The sequence below is a fragment of the Candidatus Lokiarchaeum ossiferum genome (assembly GCA_025839675.1).
Classification (GTDB): Archaea; Asgardarchaeota; Lokiarchaeia; order Sigyniarchaeales; family Promethearchaeaceae; genus Lokiarchaeum; species Lokiarchaeum ossiferum.
On record CP104013.1, the window covers coordinates 1569580 to 1587846 of the forward strand.

Genomic DNA, 18267 nt, shown 5'->3' on the forward strand with positions numbered 1-18267 from the left:
TTAATGAGGTCTATATGTATATGCCTAATTCACAACATATTTTATTAAAAGGGAAAAATGATTTGGATTTAATATCAGATGAATTTCGAAACGGGTCTCTTTTTAAAAAAAATCCCATATGCCAAGGCAGGATCAGGGTCAAAAAAGCTGATTATTTTTCCCCCAACCCATCATTTAATGTGGGATGTAAGAGTTGACGCAGAAGAACAAATTAAGGGATATAGCAGATTTGTCCCTGAAGGATACACCTTTTATATCTTAGGCTATGATCCAAATCTCCCAAAAATGCATTCGAGTGAATCCATTGCAGCAGATTTTGCTGAAATTATCAAAAATAATATTGGGCCAGCAACAATCATGGCAGTTTCATACGGAGGTTCCATCGCATTCCCCTTTGCAGCAACTTATCCCGAATTAGTTGAAAAATTAATATTAATAGTGACCGCCTATGGAACTTCAGGTCCGGGAACCGAATTTGCCGAACAATTAGTGAAATTAGCAAAGGAAGGGAAAATATTCACCTTAGAACGCAAAATTAATGATTTGTATTCTAATACTATCATTCGGAAACTTTTCAAGCTGAAAATGTGGAAAGATTGGGCAAAAAAAGAAAGCACAATGAACCCTATCTCAACATTCATAAATGCTTACGAACATTTACTTGCCACCTCAGAAGATCGAAGAAAATATCTCTCAAAAATATCAGCCCCCACTCTAATCATTGGGGGCACCGCCGATCAATTTGCTTCGGAAGAATATTATAAAACAACTGCCAACCTAATTCTTAATTCTCATTTGGAACTTTTCGAAGGTGAAACACACACCGTCATTGTGGAACAATTTTTCGCTGTAAAAAAACTGATTCGCCAATTTTTAGAGGTGGATCAAAATACAATACGTATAATAAAAAATCTTTCCCAGAAATTAGCAGAAATGATCAAGGAAAATATGAGTATCAGTAAAATTAGCCAAAAACTCAAGCAATTAACATCATAGAAAGGAAAGAAGAAAAAAATAATGTAAAGGGTTTAAATTGGACGTGAATTGGCTTGGAAGATAGGATAAATAAAACTTCCGAAGATTTGTGCATAGCCTTCTTGAACAGAAACGATAGCAATTAAATCCTTTTCATCCTTCGCTTTTGGACAGAGTACGATTTCTTCCCCATCTCGTGAGACAGCATAAAAATCATTCGCATTCTTCAAGTTTCTAAATTGTATATTCCCTAATACTTTCATTTTTTGCACAATTTCTCCGAATGTAGCCATATCCCAACTCGTAGTATATAAAAAGCGAGCAGATTTCTTCATGTAGGCCACTTGAGATAAGGCTTCCAATATTTTAGGTTCCACCGAAGGAGAGACGATAGTAATAGTGCTTTTTGTCCGGTGCATGGCAGCAATGATTGACTCCAATAAAGATTTAGTACCAAATACGTGCCAAGTTGCACTATTTCCAAGAGGTTCTACTTGCATTGCAGCATTTTTTATATCAGTTAAAGCAGTTTCATTTTCTTCTGCATTCTCAAACCCGGTGTCAATCGCATTCATGAAATTTAAGGTAAAATCAGCAATTGCATCTTTAGTATCTTGAATGTTGGTTTGGATTGTTTTAGACAAGTCTTGTTGCAAATGGGTTGCATTCTCTTGATATTCTGCTTTATGCTTCTCTAGCATAGAGTGTAATTTTTCTTCCATGGCACTACATTCAGCGGTGAACAGATCTTTTTGACCGGTTAAATCAACATGCTGTTTATCATCCAAAGATGCGATCAGATCTTTGAAAGTTTGAATGTGAGTATCAATTTCTTGTTGTTGTTTTGTATTAATTTCATCAATTTCTTGGCGGAATAAAGTTATTTGATCATCGAGTTTCTGATGTTGGAACTCATTCATTGCTTGAGTTTCAGTTTTGAAGAGAGAAATTTGCTCATCTACTTTTTGGTGAACAAATTCATCCATATCCTTTATTTCTCCTTTGATTAAATTGATTTCACCATTGATCTTATCGGAAATATTGGTTTTGCAGTTGCGAAAATCATCACTTGTGCTACGAATTAATTCATCAAAAATTCTGCGTTGTTCAGTTTTGACATCTTTTACATCTCGATCGAAATCTGCAGAATGAAGAGAGTTTTTATCAGTAGTTTTCTTCAAGTGATCATTAATATCGCGAATTTGAGTTGCAATTTCATTGGAAGCATCACCTTTGATCCGGAGATGTTCCTTATCCATTGCATCATACCATAATTTAATTTTCTCATTTACGTTGGTATTGCACTCATCGTTATGTCCCAAACCAGTTTGGCGATACTTATTGATTGCAAATTCATATTCTTCATGATGAGTATGTAAAGAATTTTCGAGAGAATCTTTTAATTTTATTGTAGTATCTTGACAATGTTTGATGTTATGTTGTAAATTACCATTAATCTCTCCCGAGAGATCATTGGCTAAGCCTTCCAATTCTGCTTCGAGTTTTTCTTTTTGATCCCCATCTAATGAGTCCGTTTCAGTTTTGAATTCTTGATTTTTCTTTGAAACAAAAGAATCGAGTTCAGATTTGAGTAAATTTGTGGTTTCGCCCGTTTCTTCAATATATTTGGCCGTACTATTTTCAAAATTAGATTTCATATTGCCAGATATACTTCCAATTCGGTCTTGAATCTCAGTATAACGATCCAGGAAGTTTTTATGTTTCCCAAATAACAAAGCTTTCCAAGCACTACCTCGTTTGGCAAGATCTTGAGCCAATTCCGAATATCTATCACTAGTATCCTTTAAATTATCCATTAACTCAACAGTATTCTTTTTGAATTCCAAAACCTGCCCCGCCAAATCAGCGTGACGAGAATCTAACTTTGCATTAATTTGATCACGTAATTTTCCGCTAGTGGCATCAAAATTGGAGACATGGTTACCAAGAAGCGAAGAAAATTCGTTTTTCAAAGCTTCTACCACTTTTTTCATTCGTAAAATATATTTATCCAATATTTCTTCCAAATCTGGTTTTAAACCGTCAGCATGTTCTTTATGATGTTCGACGTGTTCATCTAAATCTTTTTTACATTCAATTTCGAGCTTACTAACACGATCTGCAAAATCTTTCAGAAGATCATCCACAATTTTATTAAGAGTAGTTTTCTGATCTTGAATTCCACCATCATATTTTAATTTGAATCCTTCAGAGATTTCTTTGAGCTGAGAATTTAAGCTATCAACCATGGTATGCAGGTTTTTTTCAAGGGCTTGAGTTTGAGTGACATGTTGAGCGGAGGTATCAGTCAATTGAGCATTTAATGCGGAATTATCAGAAGTAAACTTCTGGGTGTTTGAATCCCAGATTTTTGTGGATTCAGTGTGTCGTGCATTGACCGTGTCTTTAACATTCTTATCATGGGTATCAACATGGGTGTGAAGATCGGACTCAAGAGTTTTAGAAGTAGTTTCATAACGATCTCGTCCTGCAAATAGTTTAGTTTGTAAATGCAATTCTAAATCTTTACCTGTTTTTTCAAAGCGATCCCGTCCTGCAAATAAATTAGTTTGGATGTTATTTTCAACTTCCTTTGCAGTCAATTCAAAACGATCCCGCGATGTATGGGTTTTCGACTTAACCTCATCCGAGAAAGTAGTGCGAGTATTAGTAAACTTATCTCGAGATTCAAATAACTGGTTTTGGACTGTATCCATTAAAGCAATGCTCGTTGTATCCAAACGAGAACGAGCAGATTCTATAACATTCTTTTTATCGACATCATTAGTATCGCTTTCTTTAAAGAATGCATCAATTTGAGTGGAGACGCTTGTATTTATTGCTTGAACGCCAGAATTTTCAATATCATCCAAATTTTCAAAACGAGATGATTGATCTGTGAGCACTGAATCTTTAATTTGACTAATTTCTTCCCGAAAAGTAGCAGATTCTTTATTAAACATCTCCAAATAGGGTTCGAGAGGAATATATCGATCAACAATTCCTGGAATCTTTTTTATGAAATTTAAGCTTTCCAATTTATCAGCTATCGTTTGTATCTCGCTGGGTTCTTCTTTTCCTAAAACACCGGCGACTTCTGAAACTGTGAATTGGGGATAACCCAAAAATATTAGGTAGGCCTTAAATTCTTCATCAGTTAAGCCATAGCGCCCGTATATTTCTTTTGTGTGTTCTTTAAGAGACATAAATTATTACCTCGTACGCGAATAAACATTTCTTGTTTTTCTTCACTTTAAGATTTTTCCTTGCGCCTAAAAAATTTACCCTAGACGTCTATTTAAAATAAAAAACAATCAAAATTTCCCTCATTTTTCTTTCATTTGAATTTTTAAAGAGGTTCAAAATAATCCCAAACAGGATTTAAATCGGGATATAATATATTAAGAATAGGTTTGTACATCTCATATTCTGCATCTTTACCAATTGGAATAATTTCATCAAAGATATCTTCAATTGTCTTATATCCGAAAGTTAAAGCGATCCATTGCTTTTTAGTTAACTGAAATATTGGAAGATTAGTAAAATCAATAGAAGTGGGTGAGAGATCAATTTCATTTACTGAAACTATTTCTCGAGTTATACGAAAGAGAAATCGCGAATTTTCAATTTGAAGTAAGAATTTATCTTGTAGATCAACCATTGTAGAATTTGCTACGCGTTGGCAAAAAGTAGTTTGCATCCATGGTAAAATCACCCCTGGATGAAACAAAATGGCCATATTTTTTGTATCCAAATTTCGTTCTACAGAACATTTAAATTTCTTTCCCAAAGCGAATACTTCTGTATCTGTTGGATATGTTTTTATTTCTAAAACCAACGAGGGCGAATTATATTCTTCCAATAAGGCCTGCCACAATAAAAGAAAATCATCTGGATCATTCATTAAAGAATATTGTTCAAAAATGCGAAGATTATTTCCATCATAACGCGCAAGCGCATATGCTCGAATATCTCGACCCGAATAGATCGTTGCAAGAATTGCATCATTATTTAGATGTTGTAGTAATTTCTGATGGAAATGGATGGGATTTCGAATACACCGGATAGGACGTTTGACAAATTGGGTTGATCGATGGCGAACCCAATACATTTCTTCTGAAACGGATTCGGTGAGTTCATGTTCCATAAAAAATTCAACATACTTTCCGGTTGAGACCTTTTTTTCCATTAATGTCCGTAATGTGGACTTAGCAGAATATGTCCAGCTAATACGTAAATTCCACTCACTAAAGGAAGTTTCATAGCCCAATTTTTGATATAATTCATCTGCTGCGGAATGTAAAACAATTCCATCAAAACCTTCATTTTGAATGGCTGAATGAACATGATTTATTAAGTGTTTAGCAATACCTTGATGGCGATATTTAGGGTCTGTTCCTACCCCTGTCATGCATACTAAATGAAGGGGGCAGTACCAAAGCATTATATGAAAGGGAATTAATAATAATCCTGCAACAGGTTTATTATCCAAGAAGGCCCCCCAAAAAAATTCTTCTCGTTGGCGAGGCACATAATCAAATTGTTGGAAAAAATCTTGGCGACATGGATTATCAGGATCTTTAGAAAAACTCCGATTAATACAAAGTTCCACCGCTTCAATCTCATTTGGTTTTACGGGCCGAATTACCAAATTATTGAGTATCGAATCATTTCCCAGTGTTTTCTCATCCTCTTTTATAATATCTGTTTAAATCAATTCTTTTAAACTTAAAAAAGAGATGTAAATGTAAATTTCATCAAAGAGAAGAGGCATTAGAAAAACTAAAATTAATGAAAGATGGAAAATTCATCAATGTAAGTTACAACCAATTTTCTGGGTGATGGTACTTGGCAAAAAAAGTAATCGCAAAAAAGAATAAAACACCACAACCAAAGGAAACAAAAAAAAAAGACACTCCTTTTGATGAATCTACAAAAAAAATTCGTGCTCCTATTATCACTGTGTTGGGACATATTGATCATGGAAAAACATCTCTTTTAGATTATATTCGAGGAACAGTTGTACAAAAACGAGAAGCGGCAGGAATAACTCAACATATCGGCGCATCCTTCTTTCCTATGGACAGAATTTTAGATTTTTGCAAGGCGCCCCAATCATTGCGAGATAAAATCACACTCCCCGGGTTTTTAGTTATTGACACTCCAGGTCATACTGCATTTATGAATCTTAGGAAACGAGGAGGAGCTGTGGCAGATGCGGCAATATTAGTCATTGAAATGCCTACCGGGCCGCTTCAAACCACATGGGAATCCGTTAGGATCCTCCGTGATCGCAAAGTTCCTTTCATCTTAGCCGCCAACAAAATCGATCGTATTGATGGATGGAAATCCATTAAAGATGCGGATTTTCTTGAGACTTATAATAAACAAAATCCATTCACTAAAGAATTACTTGATAAATACATCTATGAAACCATTGGTTTGTTCTATGAAGAAGGATTCCCCGGAATAGAACGGTATGACCGAATATCCGATTTTACACAAAATTTGGCCATTGTTCCAACCAGTGCACTTACAGGAGAAGGTGTTCCCACCATTTTGATTGTGTTGCTCGGAATTATTCAACAATACCTACAAAAAAAAATAAAGTATACGGATGGTCCCGCCCAAGGGGTTGTTTTGGAAGTGAAAAAGGAAGTTGGGTACGGCATTACCTTAGATACAATTATCTTTGATGGACATCTTCGAAAAGGTCAGAAGATCGTCGTTGGAGGACTAAATGGCCCAATTGTTTCTCATGTTCGGGCATTGTTAACCCCTCGAGATATGGATGAAATTCGGGATCCTTCCAAGAAATTTCTACAAAATGATATCATATATGCGGCATCAGGTGTAAAAATTTTAGCCCCCGATATCGAAGATGTGGTAGCGGGTGCCCCAATTCATGCAGTTGAATCAGATGAAGAATTAGAAGAAGTCATTGAGCGTGTTCGAGAAGAATTGGAAGCTATTAATATTGAAACAGATGATGAAGGAATCATTTTAAAGGCCGACACACTCGGGTCACTTGAAGCGGCAGCAGGATTGTTTCGACAAGATAAGGTTCCAATTCGAAAAGCAGCTGTAGGGCCAATTACGAAAAAAGATGTTTCCGATGCAGTAGCAGCTCGCGAGGTAGATGAATTTTCAGGCCAAATTTGCGGATTCAATGTGAAAATTTTACCCGATGCAGAATTAGAAGCAGCCAATCAAGGAATTCGGGTCTTTTCCAGCCCAGTAGTCTATCGAGTTGTGGAAGAATATAAAGAATATATGGCACAACGTCGTAGTGATGAAGTCGAACATATCATGAAAGAACTGATTATGCCAGGAAAACTCACGATTATGCCTCAATATATTTTTCGACGATCAAACCCTGTAGTTATTGGAGTAACAGTAGAAGGAGGAAAGATTATCCCTAAAATGCGATTGATCAACCAAAATGGAAAGGTTATAGGAACCCTCCACTCAATCACAAAGAATAATAAACCTGTTCATGATGCAACGAAGGGAGATGAAGTAGCAATTTCAATCAATGGAGCAGTTTTAGGACGAAATTTGCTCGAAACAGACACGTTATATATCAAATCTCCCGAAGCACATATTCGACAGCTCCGCACCCGGTTTCGAGATGATATTACCCCCGATACATTAGAAATTCTAATCGAATACGTCAAAATTATGCGGAAAGTGGAAAATAATTCCTACTGGGCCGCTTAAGCGCAATAATTTAAGATTCATTTTTTAAAAACATAAATTTTTTTTAATTTGTTGTATTTTAACACCTACTCTTGTTCGAAAAGTCTTGAAAAAGACTAACCCAAATTTGAGAATTAAATTTGCGGTGAACTTGGTCCGGGTACATTGTTAAACAATGACCTGACTGCTGGAGTATGATTTATTATGGCCGATGAAGGACAATTTAAAATTAATGTGTCTGCTGGTAAAGACGCACCCGAAGAATTTCGGGGACAAACAAAAGTCATCACCTTAGAAGAAAACAAGTTTACACTTGTTGGCAAGATAGTAGGCGAAACATTTAATGGAGCTTTAATTGGATTACCGGGTTATGAATTAAAAATAACCGGGGGAAGCGATCGAGGCGGAATTCCAATTCGAAAAGATGTACACGGTCCTACTAAAAAGCGAATTTTACTTTCCAAAGGTCCATGTTACGTGCCGAAAAAGCATGGAGAAAAACGCCGAAAAATTGTGCGTGGAAATGAAATTACCGATGATATGACTCAAGTCAATACGATTGTTGTGAAATATGGTAAAGAAAAACTCTTCAAAGCGAAAGGCGAAGAAGAGAAAGCAGAGTAAGGTGAATAACAAATGGTCAAAGTCTTAAAATGCTCATATTGTGGCGAAGAAATTCCTCCTGGTACAGGAACCACATTTGTCAAAAACGATGGGTCAATCTTCCAATTTTGCACCCCTAAATGTCGAAAAATGAAATTGAAATTCAAAAAACCTGCCCGAAAAGTCCGTTGGACAAAATATTTCGGACAAAAATAAGATTTTCAAAAATATCTTTTCTTTTTTTCTCTATCTTGTGATATTCTCTAATTGAACTAACACAATTTAATTTCCAAAATCAGACTTTTCAGATCAAAGTACTGCACAGAAGCGAGTTAAAAAAAAAAGAAATTAATTCTAAAGATAAACTTATCTTCGAATTCGTTTTGCTTCACGTTCTGTTTCACGTAAAACAATTGTATCGTTCTTGCGAACGGGACCTTTAATATTTCGAGTGACAATACGGTTTTTATCTTTACCATCTAGTACTCGGACTTTACATTGTAAAATTTCACCAGTTAAGCCAGTTCGACCCACAATTTGGATCACTTGGGCATAACATTGAAATCGATCATCATTCTGCTGTTTATCTTTTTTAGCCATTTTTCACTCTCACCTTATTTTCGGAGTGCGCTAACATCTTTTACTATGGCTTTTAAATCTGCTTCTGCTTCTTTAGGAATATCTAAAACAGCGAGAGCAGAACAAGGGATGGTGATACCGGCGGACTTTCCGAGTTCAGCTTTTGTATTAACAAATGTATAGGGTACTTTCTTTTCTTGAGCAATCTTTGGGAGGTGCATCACAATTTCGGCAGGAGAGATATCCCCAGCAATGATGACGATTTTAGCAATACCGCGTTCAATAGCTTTGGTGCTTTCATTCATTCCCTTTCGAACTTTACCATTCTTATCGGTAACTTTCTTGACAAAATCAAGAGTTTTATTCTTAAGCTCATCAGGAGCTTCAAAATCTATGTAGGACATTTTTTGTTAAACCTCAATCAAAGCGCAAAACACGCTTATCATTTTATCATTGGTTTTTGAAACGAACCAACATGATCCTAAAATTAGCATATAAAAAAAATTTTTCTTTTTTCGTCGACCCAACTGGTAGAAAATGCGAAATAAAACCTTCATGGAAAGCAAGTCGCACGAAAACCACAAATTTTTTTTTAAATGCAGTATTGAAAACCTTATGATTATTCCCGTTCGATGCTTTTCGTGTGGCAAACCTATTTCGGATAAATACGAACCCTATATGCAAATGCGTGCTGAAGGAATTCCCATCAATGAAATCTGGGAAAAATTGGGCATTCGACGATTCTGTTGCAAACGTATGTTAACATCTCATGTAGAAATTGTTGATGACTTACTTAATTTTAACCGACTCCAATAATATTTTTTCATCATTTGTTTTTATTCTTTATATTGATCCTACGTAAATATTTTAATCGTATCTAAATCTTCATCCGATGCAAAAATTATTTATTACAAAATCTATACTCCAGAAGGTTTATCGAACCTGTTGCTACCAGAGATTGTATCGAATAATTTAGAAAAAAAAGGTTAGAGAATTTGAAAGTTAATAATTTTGATTAAAAGTTAAAATCGAAATCGTCGCCACCTTTCTTCTTCTTCTTTTTCTTTTTACCAGAACTACCCCCAAGTGCATATGCATCATCTTCGGGCACATAACTGGCAAAGGCACTCCCTCCACTCACAGAATAAGCATCATCCATAGATCCTCCTTCTCCTTGTAACCACGATTTTTTCTTCGTGAAAAAGAACACAAAGGAATGAATGAAAAAGACCGCATATAAACCTACGAGAGAGAGCATATGTCCAATTACAAAGGATTCATTTATTCCTCCTGCCATCGCACCTGCGATAAATCCAAAATAGATGTGTGAAACAATTGATCCTAAGAACAGAAGAAGAGCGGTTATCAAAGCAAGTTTATTCTTCTTTCGTAACCCAATACATCCAATAAAATTTAAGAGTGCAGCAATCACGTACAGAATAGTGGATAACCAATAAGGAGGCCCATAAACATATGCAGTATTTGAAGGGTCCACCATGATAAATGTAGCAAGACAACCCAAACTTGCCAATATCCCAAAAATCCCACTTACAACCAACATTTTATTTGTTTTTATAAATCCCGAAATGAACACCAAAATCATCCCAAGATACACAACAATTTGTGCGATTGCCACCATCCCAAAGGAATTTATTGAGGCGCTCTCAAAAAATGCTTGAATTGATGCGTCCCCAGCCATCAAAATGCTTGTAAAATTAAAGAAAAGCACCGCCCCTGCAGCAGTTAATAATCCTCCGATCAAAGATAATATTTTTACCATTTTTTTCTACTCCATTTCTGATGTTAATTTATTATCAGTACTAATTTAGTCATTTATACATATATGCTTTCTTTCGTAAATAGATTTAGGTTAGTCAAAGTCATACCAGAAATTTCTTGTTGTTCAATTTGATCGACCTTGGGTCCAAGATGAATTAAATTATTTCAGAATGTATAAAAAGTGGATAGAATTCGAAATTTTTTATGTAAAATTAACAATTAAAGCAAATTTATAAAAAACTATTACAGTGCAAATACAATTTCTACAAAAGATTGAGTTTTGAATGATTTTTGATTAGCCTGATAATTAATTGGTGCAAGTCAATTTGATTAAGGTTGGTTCTTTTGCTAGTAATTTCAGAGTTCTATTGAAAAAAAAAATGTGAAATATGGACCCTATATAAAGTTTTGAGAAAAACTTCAGTTAGCAATGATGTTTTTGAATAATTTAATTACACAAAGCTTAACCCATACCCGTTCCATACGATTTTGTTTTAAATAGGGATTAAAAATGTGTTCTTGAATTGTCTTGGGAATACCACATTCCACATCTTGTATTGAAATCTGAATGTAATAATTTTGAAAAAAAAATTAAAAAATACGAAGAAATGAAAAGAAATCTAAAAATTTTGGATTTCATTATAAAGACGGGAAGATCCCGTGTTTAGCTCATCAGCAACTGTACTTAATTCTTCTAAAGTAGCAGCCATTTCTTCTATTGAAGATGATAATTCTTGAGCCGTACCTGAAGATTGTTCAATAATTCCATTAATTTGTTCTATTTCCTGAACAATTTGCACGATATCTGAATCTTGCTCTTCGATATTTTTTATTACTTCACCTATCCCAAAATCAGTTTTTTGGATTATTTCAAATAGATTTTCCAATTGAAGAGCAGTCTCATCTAAAGCAACTTTACCATTGTTGATTGCTGATTCAGTAGATGTGGTTTCCTTGACAGCGACACTAACTTCATTTTTAATTTCTGAAATTAGATCATTTATTTGATCAGCAGCTTGTTTTGAATCTTCAGCAAGTTTACGAACTTGTTCAGCAACTACAGCAAATCCTTTACCTGCATCTCCTGCCCGTGCTGCTTCAATAGCTGCATTTAAGGCGAGTAAATTTGTTTCTGTTGCAATACCTGCGATAACATCAACAATTTTATTTATCTCTTTACTTTTAGTATCAAGAGAAGACATAACTGCTGAGACTTGCGTGGCACCATTAGACATCTCATCCATCCGAGATAACAAATCGTCAATAAGATGTTTTCCAGTTTGAGCAAGATTACCTCCATTTTTTGAATTATGGGCAATGGTTTCTGTTTTCTTAACAATATTCTCACTCACTTGTTTGACCCTAGAAACGGCTTCAACTATCTCAATTGCAGATTTATTTTGATCTTGAGCCCCTTTTGCCATTTCTTGAGTTCCATTAGAAACATCTTGGACAGAAAAATTAATTTGGTTTGAAGACTCGGAGACTTGCTTGGCCATAGTTTTTACTTCATCAGCGGTAAATCTTACTTCTTTTACTAACTCACGAAAATCCGAAACATCAATAAATGTAATTAATTCTCCAATAAACTTATTATTTTTATCATGCATCTTGATTACATTCAAGGTGGCAACGATTTTTTTTCCAAGAACATTCTTAAGCGAAAAATTGAAATTTTTTATATAACCTTGTTTTAGATATTTTTCATGTGATAATTCGTATTCTTTTAGATCTTCAAATAAGATTTTTATATTTTTACCTTCAATATCATCTCGCTTCATTCCAGTTAATTCAAGTAAAGAATTTCCCACTTCTTTAATTTTATTTTCAGGATCTATAAAACATAGAGGTGTGACTGTTGAATCAAAAATCAATTTATTTATTTCAGTTTGACTTGAGACGTTATTAATGATTTTTTTAAAATTTCGAACAATTTCAGTGGTTTCATCGTTATTTTCACTTAATTCTTCGATTTTGTGAAGATCACCTTTTGAATATGCATGAACGGATTTTTCTACATGTTCTAATGATTGCATGAATTGCCTAATTAAAATAACTGCAGAAACAAGCACAATAACGGATAAAATCGTTGCAGCAATCAAAGCAGGGGCGGAAAGCGAAATTAGACTTGGAACAAAATCTTCTTCAGGAACCAAAAGAATTACTTTTAGATCTGTAGGAGCCAATACTTCTTCAACAACAATATAATGTTTTCCATCTTCAATATATTCGAGTTGATCCTCAAACCCCGCAACATCTGAAGACACAATATCTTTATTCTTGAAATATTCGCTTCGTTCTATCCCCGAAATATTGTTTGATGAGACTTGAATTACATCCCGACTATCGATTAGCATCAAAATGCTATTTTCTGAAGGGTTGCTTGCAACAAAACTCTTGACTAGATCAGTCAGTTCAATTCCAATACCTGCAACACCAATAGGATCATTTTCATCCCCCATAAGGACATTAATCCACAAGGAAGTAGTTTGCAATTGATCATTTGAGTCAACATTTGTAGATGCTTTTATTCCCGAAGTTAAGGAATCATAAAACCAGGAATCATCAGGTGTGTTTTCGCTAAGTGTTTGAATTAGGTTTTCGCCTATCCAAAATTCATTAGTTTCTTTACTCGCCGCAAAAGCGGTCAAATTATTCTCTAGTAGTAATTTCATTTTTTCAATGTATAAATTTTTTACAAGATTGGTATCATTTTCACCCAAAGTGCCCTCAAACCATGCAACTCCGCTTGGATCATCAGCTAAGGCTAAGGATTCATAATAAGCTCTTTGGATCTCATTTTGTATTCCCGAAGCATAATAATGGAGGTTTTTCGAGATATCGGTTCGAAAACTTTGCTGAATATAATTTCGAGAATATTTTTGTCCAATCATAGTTCCAGTAAAGGATGTAATCAAAATTGAACAAATTAAAAGTAGTAACATTTTAACCCGTATTTTCATGGAAAATCATTCTTTTTATTTTGGAGTTTTCAATAGAATTGATATACAGTTCTGATTATTTAATCACATCCAATCTATCGAAAACCACACTATTTTTTCCAAATCGGGAAGGTATTAATTAATTTATTTTAGAAAAAGTATACAATTTATTGTTGTAATATTTATTGTTTTGAAGATGAATTTCGAAAATGTAAAACGCAGAACCGATCCATCAATAATCCATTAAAATTAAAGAATTGAATGAATTCAATAAAATAGGAATTAATTCCTTTTTCAATTATTATTTTTCACTGGGATAGGTTTCACTTTTAGAATTTATCTCATGTTTGAAATAGATGGATAACTCATTTCACATCGAACTAACAAACATCTATGATAAAACAATATGAATAAATGTAAGCCTTCTTGAGATCAATTAATGAAAATTTTGTCCATAATTGGATCGGGAAGAAAAAATGGGAATACCGCGTTAGTTTCTCAACTTATTGAACAACAATTAAGCCAAGATCCAACTTTTGACTTTGATTACGAACATTTATATATTAATGACTACCGCATTTTACCCTGTATTGGATGCAGAACATGTTTCAATAAAATAGAAATGTTCTGTCCCCTCAAGGATGATTTTCTTCAAATTAAATCAAAAATTGACAAAGCAACCTTGATTATTTTTGCAACTCCGGTCTATGTTAATGATGTAAGTGCTCTTATGAAATTATTGATTGATCGTCTTGCTTTTGCGACTCATCGACCCCAGTATTTTGCAAAATATGCTTTCGTTGTAGCTACTACAGCACTCTCAAATCCACGTAATGCAATCAGATCTTTAGCAAGTGCCATTAATGTGTGGGGATTTCACTTGATTGGAACACAAGGTTTAAAATTGAAAGTATTACCGGATGAAGAAAAGATTCAAGCCAAATATAATAAAACAATCCAAAAAATTACCGCAAAAATAACCAAAATAATAAAATCAAATAGAATTTCATCTCCCACCATTCTCAAACTCGCTATTTTTAAAGTTCAGCAAAATTACTGGAAATCGCAACAAAAGATGCTATATGAATATAATTACTGGAAATCTAATGGCTTTTTCGATTCTGATCGTGTGTATTTTAGTGAGGTCTCTCCTCCAAAGTGGAAAAAAGGAATGGCCGGATTACTCGCTTGGATAATCAATAGTGTTTTCATGTAAAGGAAATTGTTTAAAAAAAGATTCATTGTTATAGTATCCCTACTTAGAACTTGAATCTTTTTCTATTCAGTCAATATCGGCAAAAAAATATGAAATGCAGTTCCTTTATTTATTATGGATTTAAATTTTAGATATCCATGATGTTTTTGAATAATGGAATTACATAGAGCTAAACCCAACCCAGTTCCATTTGTTTTTGTTGTAAAAAATGGATCAAAAATATGATCTTGAATTGATTCTGGAATACCTTTCCCTTCATCTTGGATGGAAATATGGATAAAATTGCCTCCTTCCAAGTTAAAATCTGGAAATTGAGAAGTATTTATGGTTTGCATTGAAACTGTAATTATACCTCCTTTCTCCATTGCTTGATCGGAGTTAATTACGAGATTTTGTATAACCTGAATTATTTCTTCTTCATTTATCATAATGGATGGTATATTTGGGGAAATGTTTAGGTTAACTTTCGATTTTCTCCCTCGAATCGAAAAATCTATTACTTCTGGAAGAATTTTGGAAAGATCAGTTTTTCTGGTTTCTGAAGAAACATTTCCTTTTGAGAATGTTAGGAGCGTATTGGTCAAATTTTTAGCTTGATTTGATGCATTAATCATATCTTGTACAATTTCTTTACTCTCAGGCTCCATTTTCTCATCCATTTTCAATAACTCCGCCCCACCAATTAAAGAAGTCAAAATATTATTGAAATCATGAGCTACACCTCCAGCGAGAATTTGGATTGACTCAATTTTCTTTTGATGGATTAAAGACGCTTGGGTTTTTAAAAGTAAGCGATTTTGCTGTTCTTTTTGTTGAATTAAATTGATCAAAATGTGATAAATTATCTGGGATATTCCAAAAGATATTATCAAAGTTGGAATCAATACTGAAATATTGTCCACAGTGGCTATCTGTGTTGCAGGATGAAAAGTTTGTTGAGAAGAAAAAATACCAAAAATGCAGTAAATGATTACAACGACTATATCGAGTAAAAAAACTCCCCATGCAACTTTATTCGAAGACAATATTGTGCTACAGATTAGGATAAGCCCAAGTAAAGTCGCAAGATAAGCAGATCGCGTAATCATGGCTTGGATTAAGATGGCAATATTTGTAAAAAAAATTTGGATTATTACACTTAAGTTATACTTACCACGCTTTAAAATGATCAAAATAACCAGAGATGCAAGAGAAACTATCAATGAAAAGATCCAATAATTAGAACGAGTTATAATACCATAGATAAACATGATTGTACTCGATAGAATTATAGAATATAAATACCATTTTAAAATCATATTCCGATAATAATTCAAATTGATATCCTTTGATAGATTTTCAACCATACAATAAATATGATCTTTATTCCTAAAAACTTCAAAATTTCTCAAAATAACTACTACTCACTTCAATGATATTTTATAGAACTAATTTGTGTTAAAATTTCAAATCTATATACTCGTGGGACAGAATTGCGTATATATATAAGGATTCAAATTTTCCCGAATGGGCCTTTGAGCACTCCCGCAGACACCCTTCACGAATAAAGCCATGTTTCTCATACACATGAATAGCCCGTGCATTGGTGGTCAATACATCTAACCACAACCGATGAAATCTGCATTCTTGAAAAGTGAAATTTTGAAGAAAATGTAGAAACTGGGACCCATAGCCCCTACTGTGAGCGTTTAAGGCAATTCGGTACAATTCCATGCATTTATATGGATTAGTGTTCCCTTTTAAGATCCCGAATCCGACTTTATTCTTCGCTGCATTCGGAGTCATTTGTTTTACTTCTTGAATTTCAGCAATCCAATATCTGCAATCTGGATCGCTTAAACAACTTCGATGTTTTTCTAAAGAGTCGTGCCCTACAAACACGCTATTTTCGGGCAATAATTCCACTTCACAAATAAAATTCAGATCTTCTTGAGTTGCGGGTCGAAAATTAAGCTTCTGTTTCTGCTTTACCATCAATTGATCTTGAAAGCAGTTTGCTTCTTTTTTAACTTTTCGGAATTATCTGCTTTCTTAAGTAATTGATCTAGGCAAATTGCAAAAATTTTTATTTTCTACTAGTTTTAGTTCTTTATACCACTTTTTTCTTTTCTGGCCTGATATGATAGTGGTAGACGGACGGGTTGTGGTCCCGTTTGCGGTGGTTCAATTCCGCCTCAGGCCACCATACTTATCAAAACATCAACCAAAGTAATTTTTAGTCATTTATTTGTATTTCATTTCTTGAGTTTTGAACCATTTTGATTAAATTATAAGAAAAAAAATACTTTTATATTGAAAAGTTTAGGGAAATGCAAAAATGGTCGGAGAAGTAAAAAAATTTTACATGATCGTCTTTCTCTTAGACAATTTTTGGGAATGCTATGCTATCTAACAGACATCGACGCAGAGAATTACTAGGCATTTCCTGAGTTGGTGGTGATCTATTTTTGTCTTCCAAGTTCACTACAGGAACATATTCTTCTTATCGCTTGCCTAATACAGCGCTATAAACTCATTCCTGGAAGGGTTTGCTCATTTTCTCGCTTTTTGGCCGTGAAATATAAATTTGTTTCGCCAAAGGTTTTTTCTTGGACTTCGATTTACGTATATTTGATCACCCTTGATGTTGCTCTACTATCCGATCTAAGTATATCAGATGAGAGTTGCTTCAACGAATATATTCGGAAAGAAGACGAACTATTGGAAGGTTTGGGAAAAATTATTGAATCTTTACTCAGAATTGAGAAAAAAGTTCAAACACTTCAAAAACATCTATACAGGGATTTTATATTTTGTGCGCGGGCGATACCCAAAAGCGGATTGCAACTTGTGAGTTTGGACGACTCCCCGAAGCCCTTCCAGAAAGTAAAGGATAAATATAAATTTCTAAACTGTGATGATGGGATTATGAATATTCAACCCGACCAACAGGAAAACCAGATCCACCATTGTAAAAAATGTAACGAATTAACCCCCCATTCATTATGTGAAAACTGTAGTTCATGGGTATGTGATTATTGTGCATTTGGGTGTTCCCATTGCAAGAAAGTAATTTGTGTGGATTGTCTGAAAGTAGTGCTGGGAGAAGAATATGAGGTTGTGGGATATCCTTGTACCTACTGTGAAGGACAGGGTAAAATTGAGAAAATTCAAACTCGCATTTATCACCACCCTTGCAAAAACTTATTTAAAAAGAAATTTATCCAATATCGAATCGAAAAATTACTTGTTGTGCTATTTTGGTTCGTAAGTGTGGGAATTATGGGACTTTTCACATATATTTTCTTTATACTTATATTACCAACAGAACATCTCGGGCCAAAGATATTTGCGGGAATTGTTATTGGACTTTTGGATCTAGAAGTTATATACTTCCTTCCAGCTGTTATAAAGGGAAAAGTCACAATTTCTTTTGGCGCGAGTGATGAGTGATAGCAACTGGAAATGAAACTGGATCAAAAACTTAGAAATATA

15 protein-coding genes and 1 tRNA gene are annotated in these 18267 nt (G+C 34.3%); 8 read left to right on the forward strand and 8 right to left on the reverse strand.

What is annotated here, in order from left to right; genetic code table 11:
* Window positions 1-78 precede the first annotated feature (78 nt).
* Window positions 79-996 (forward strand): alpha/beta fold hydrolase, encoded by a 918-nt coding sequence (locus tag NEF87_RS06320; RefSeq protein WP_457919126.1) that lies wholly within the window; start codon window positions 79-81, stop codon window positions 994-996.
* A 32-nt stretch (window positions 997-1028) separates the two neighbouring features.
* Here the strand turns inward: NEF87_RS06320 and NEF87_RS06325 are convergent, their stop codons facing one another.
* Complete coding sequence (locus tag NEF87_RS06325; protein WP_457919127.1) at window positions 1029-4181, reverse strand: hypothetical protein; 3153 nt, start codon at window positions 4179-4181, stop codon at window positions 1029-1031.
* A 143-nt stretch (window positions 4182-4324) separates the two neighbouring features.
* Window positions 4325-5626 carry a GNAT family N-acetyltransferase gene (locus NEF87_RS06330; protein ID WP_457919128.1) on the reverse strand — a complete coding sequence of 434 codons (1302 nt, stop codon included), beginning with the start codon at window positions 5624-5626 and terminating at the stop codon, window positions 4325-4327.
* Window positions 5627-5823: 197 nt separating this feature from the next.
* On the opposite strand from NEF87_RS06330, the gene infB reads away from it, so the two are divergent.
* The 3 genes from infB to NEF87_RS06345 all read left to right on the forward strand — a co-directional run bounded on the left by infB (window position 5824) and on the right by NEF87_RS06345 (window position 8493).
* Entirely contained in the window at window positions 5824-7695 is a 1872-nt protein-coding gene (infB, locus tag NEF87_RS06335) for a translation initiation factor IF-2 (RefSeq protein ID WP_371805582.1), read from the forward strand.
* A 183-nt stretch (window positions 7696-7878) separates the two neighbouring features.
* A complete protein-coding gene (locus NEF87_RS06340) occupies window positions 7879-8298 on the forward strand; it encodes a S6e family ribosomal protein (protein ID WP_371805583.1) in 420 nt (139 codons plus the stop codon).
* Between the two features lie 12 nt (window positions 8299-8310).
* A complete protein-coding gene (locus NEF87_RS06345) occupies window positions 8311-8493 on the forward strand; it encodes a 50S ribosomal protein L24e (RefSeq protein ID WP_371805584.1) in 183 nt (60 codons plus the stop codon).
* A gap of 150 nt (window positions 8494-8643) precedes the next feature.
* Here NEF87_RS06345 and NEF87_RS06350 read toward each other — a convergent pair whose 3' ends face one another.
* On the reverse strand, window positions 8644-8877 hold the full coding sequence (locus NEF87_RS06350) for a 30S ribosomal protein S28e (RefSeq protein WP_371805585.1): 234 nt from the start codon (window positions 8875-8877) through the stop codon (window positions 8644-8646).
* Window positions 8878-8891: 14 nt separating this feature from the next.
* On the reverse strand, window positions 8892-9260 hold the full coding sequence (rpl7ae, locus tag NEF87_RS06355) for a 50S ribosomal protein L7Ae (RefSeq protein WP_371805586.1): 369 nt from the start codon (window positions 9258-9260) through the stop codon (window positions 8892-8894).
* A gap of 211 nt (window positions 9261-9471) precedes the next feature.
* On the opposite strand from rpl7ae, the gene NEF87_RS06360 reads away from it, so the two are divergent.
* Window positions 9472-9672, forward strand: coding sequence for a DNA-directed RNA polymerase subunit N (locus NEF87_RS06360; RefSeq protein WP_371805587.1), 201 nt, complete (start codon window positions 9472-9474; stop codon window positions 9670-9672).
* A 199-nt stretch (window positions 9673-9871) separates the two neighbouring features.
* Here the strand turns inward: NEF87_RS06360 and NEF87_RS06365 are convergent, their stop codons facing one another.
* Together NEF87_RS06365 and NEF87_RS06370 are read right to left on the reverse strand one after the other, a co-directional pair.
* Complete coding sequence (locus NEF87_RS06365) at window positions 9872-10636, reverse strand: hypothetical protein (RefSeq protein WP_457919129.1); 765 nt, start codon at window positions 10634-10636, stop codon at window positions 9872-9874.
* Between the two features lie 619 nt (window positions 10637-11255).
* Complete coding sequence (locus tag NEF87_RS06370) at window positions 11256-13598, reverse strand: methyl-accepting chemotaxis protein (RefSeq protein ID WP_457919130.1); 2343 nt, start codon at window positions 13596-13598, stop codon at window positions 11256-11258.
* Between the two features lie 418 nt (window positions 13599-14016).
* Between NEF87_RS06370 and NEF87_RS06375 the strand changes: the two genes are divergently transcribed.
* A complete protein-coding gene (locus NEF87_RS06375; protein WP_457919131.1) occupies window positions 14017-14793 on the forward strand; it encodes a flavodoxin family protein in 777 nt (258 codons plus the stop codon).
* 62 nt (window positions 14794-14855) lie between these two features.
* On the opposite strand, the gene NEF87_RS06380 is transcribed toward NEF87_RS06375, so the two are convergent.
* Together NEF87_RS06380 and NEF87_RS06385 are read right to left on the reverse strand one after the other, a co-directional pair.
* Window positions 14856-16139, reverse strand: coding sequence for a two-component system sensor histidine kinase NtrB (locus NEF87_RS06380; protein ID WP_457919132.1), 1284 nt, complete (start codon window positions 16137-16139; stop codon window positions 14856-14858).
* Window positions 16140-16230: 91 nt separating this feature from the next.
* Window positions 16231-16767 carry a GNAT family N-acetyltransferase gene (locus NEF87_RS06385; RefSeq protein WP_457919133.1) on the reverse strand — a complete coding sequence of 179 codons (537 nt, stop codon included), beginning with the start codon at window positions 16765-16767 and terminating at the stop codon, window positions 16231-16233.
* A gap of 137 nt (window positions 16768-16904) precedes the next feature.
* On the opposite strand from NEF87_RS06385, the gene NEF87_RS06390 reads away from it, so the two are divergent.
* Both NEF87_RS06390 and NEF87_RS06395 read left to right on the forward strand, forming a co-directional pair.
* Window positions 16905-16978: transfer RNA gene (locus NEF87_RS06390), tRNA-His, on the forward strand.
* A 251-nt stretch (window positions 16979-17229) separates the two neighbouring features.
* Window positions 17230-18225: an FYVE zinc finger domain-containing protein gene (locus tag NEF87_RS06395; protein WP_371805590.1), complete on the forward strand. Its 996-nt coding sequence runs from the start codon at window positions 17230-17232 to the stop codon at window positions 18223-18225.
* The last annotated feature ends 42 nt before the right edge of the window (window positions 18226-18267 follow it).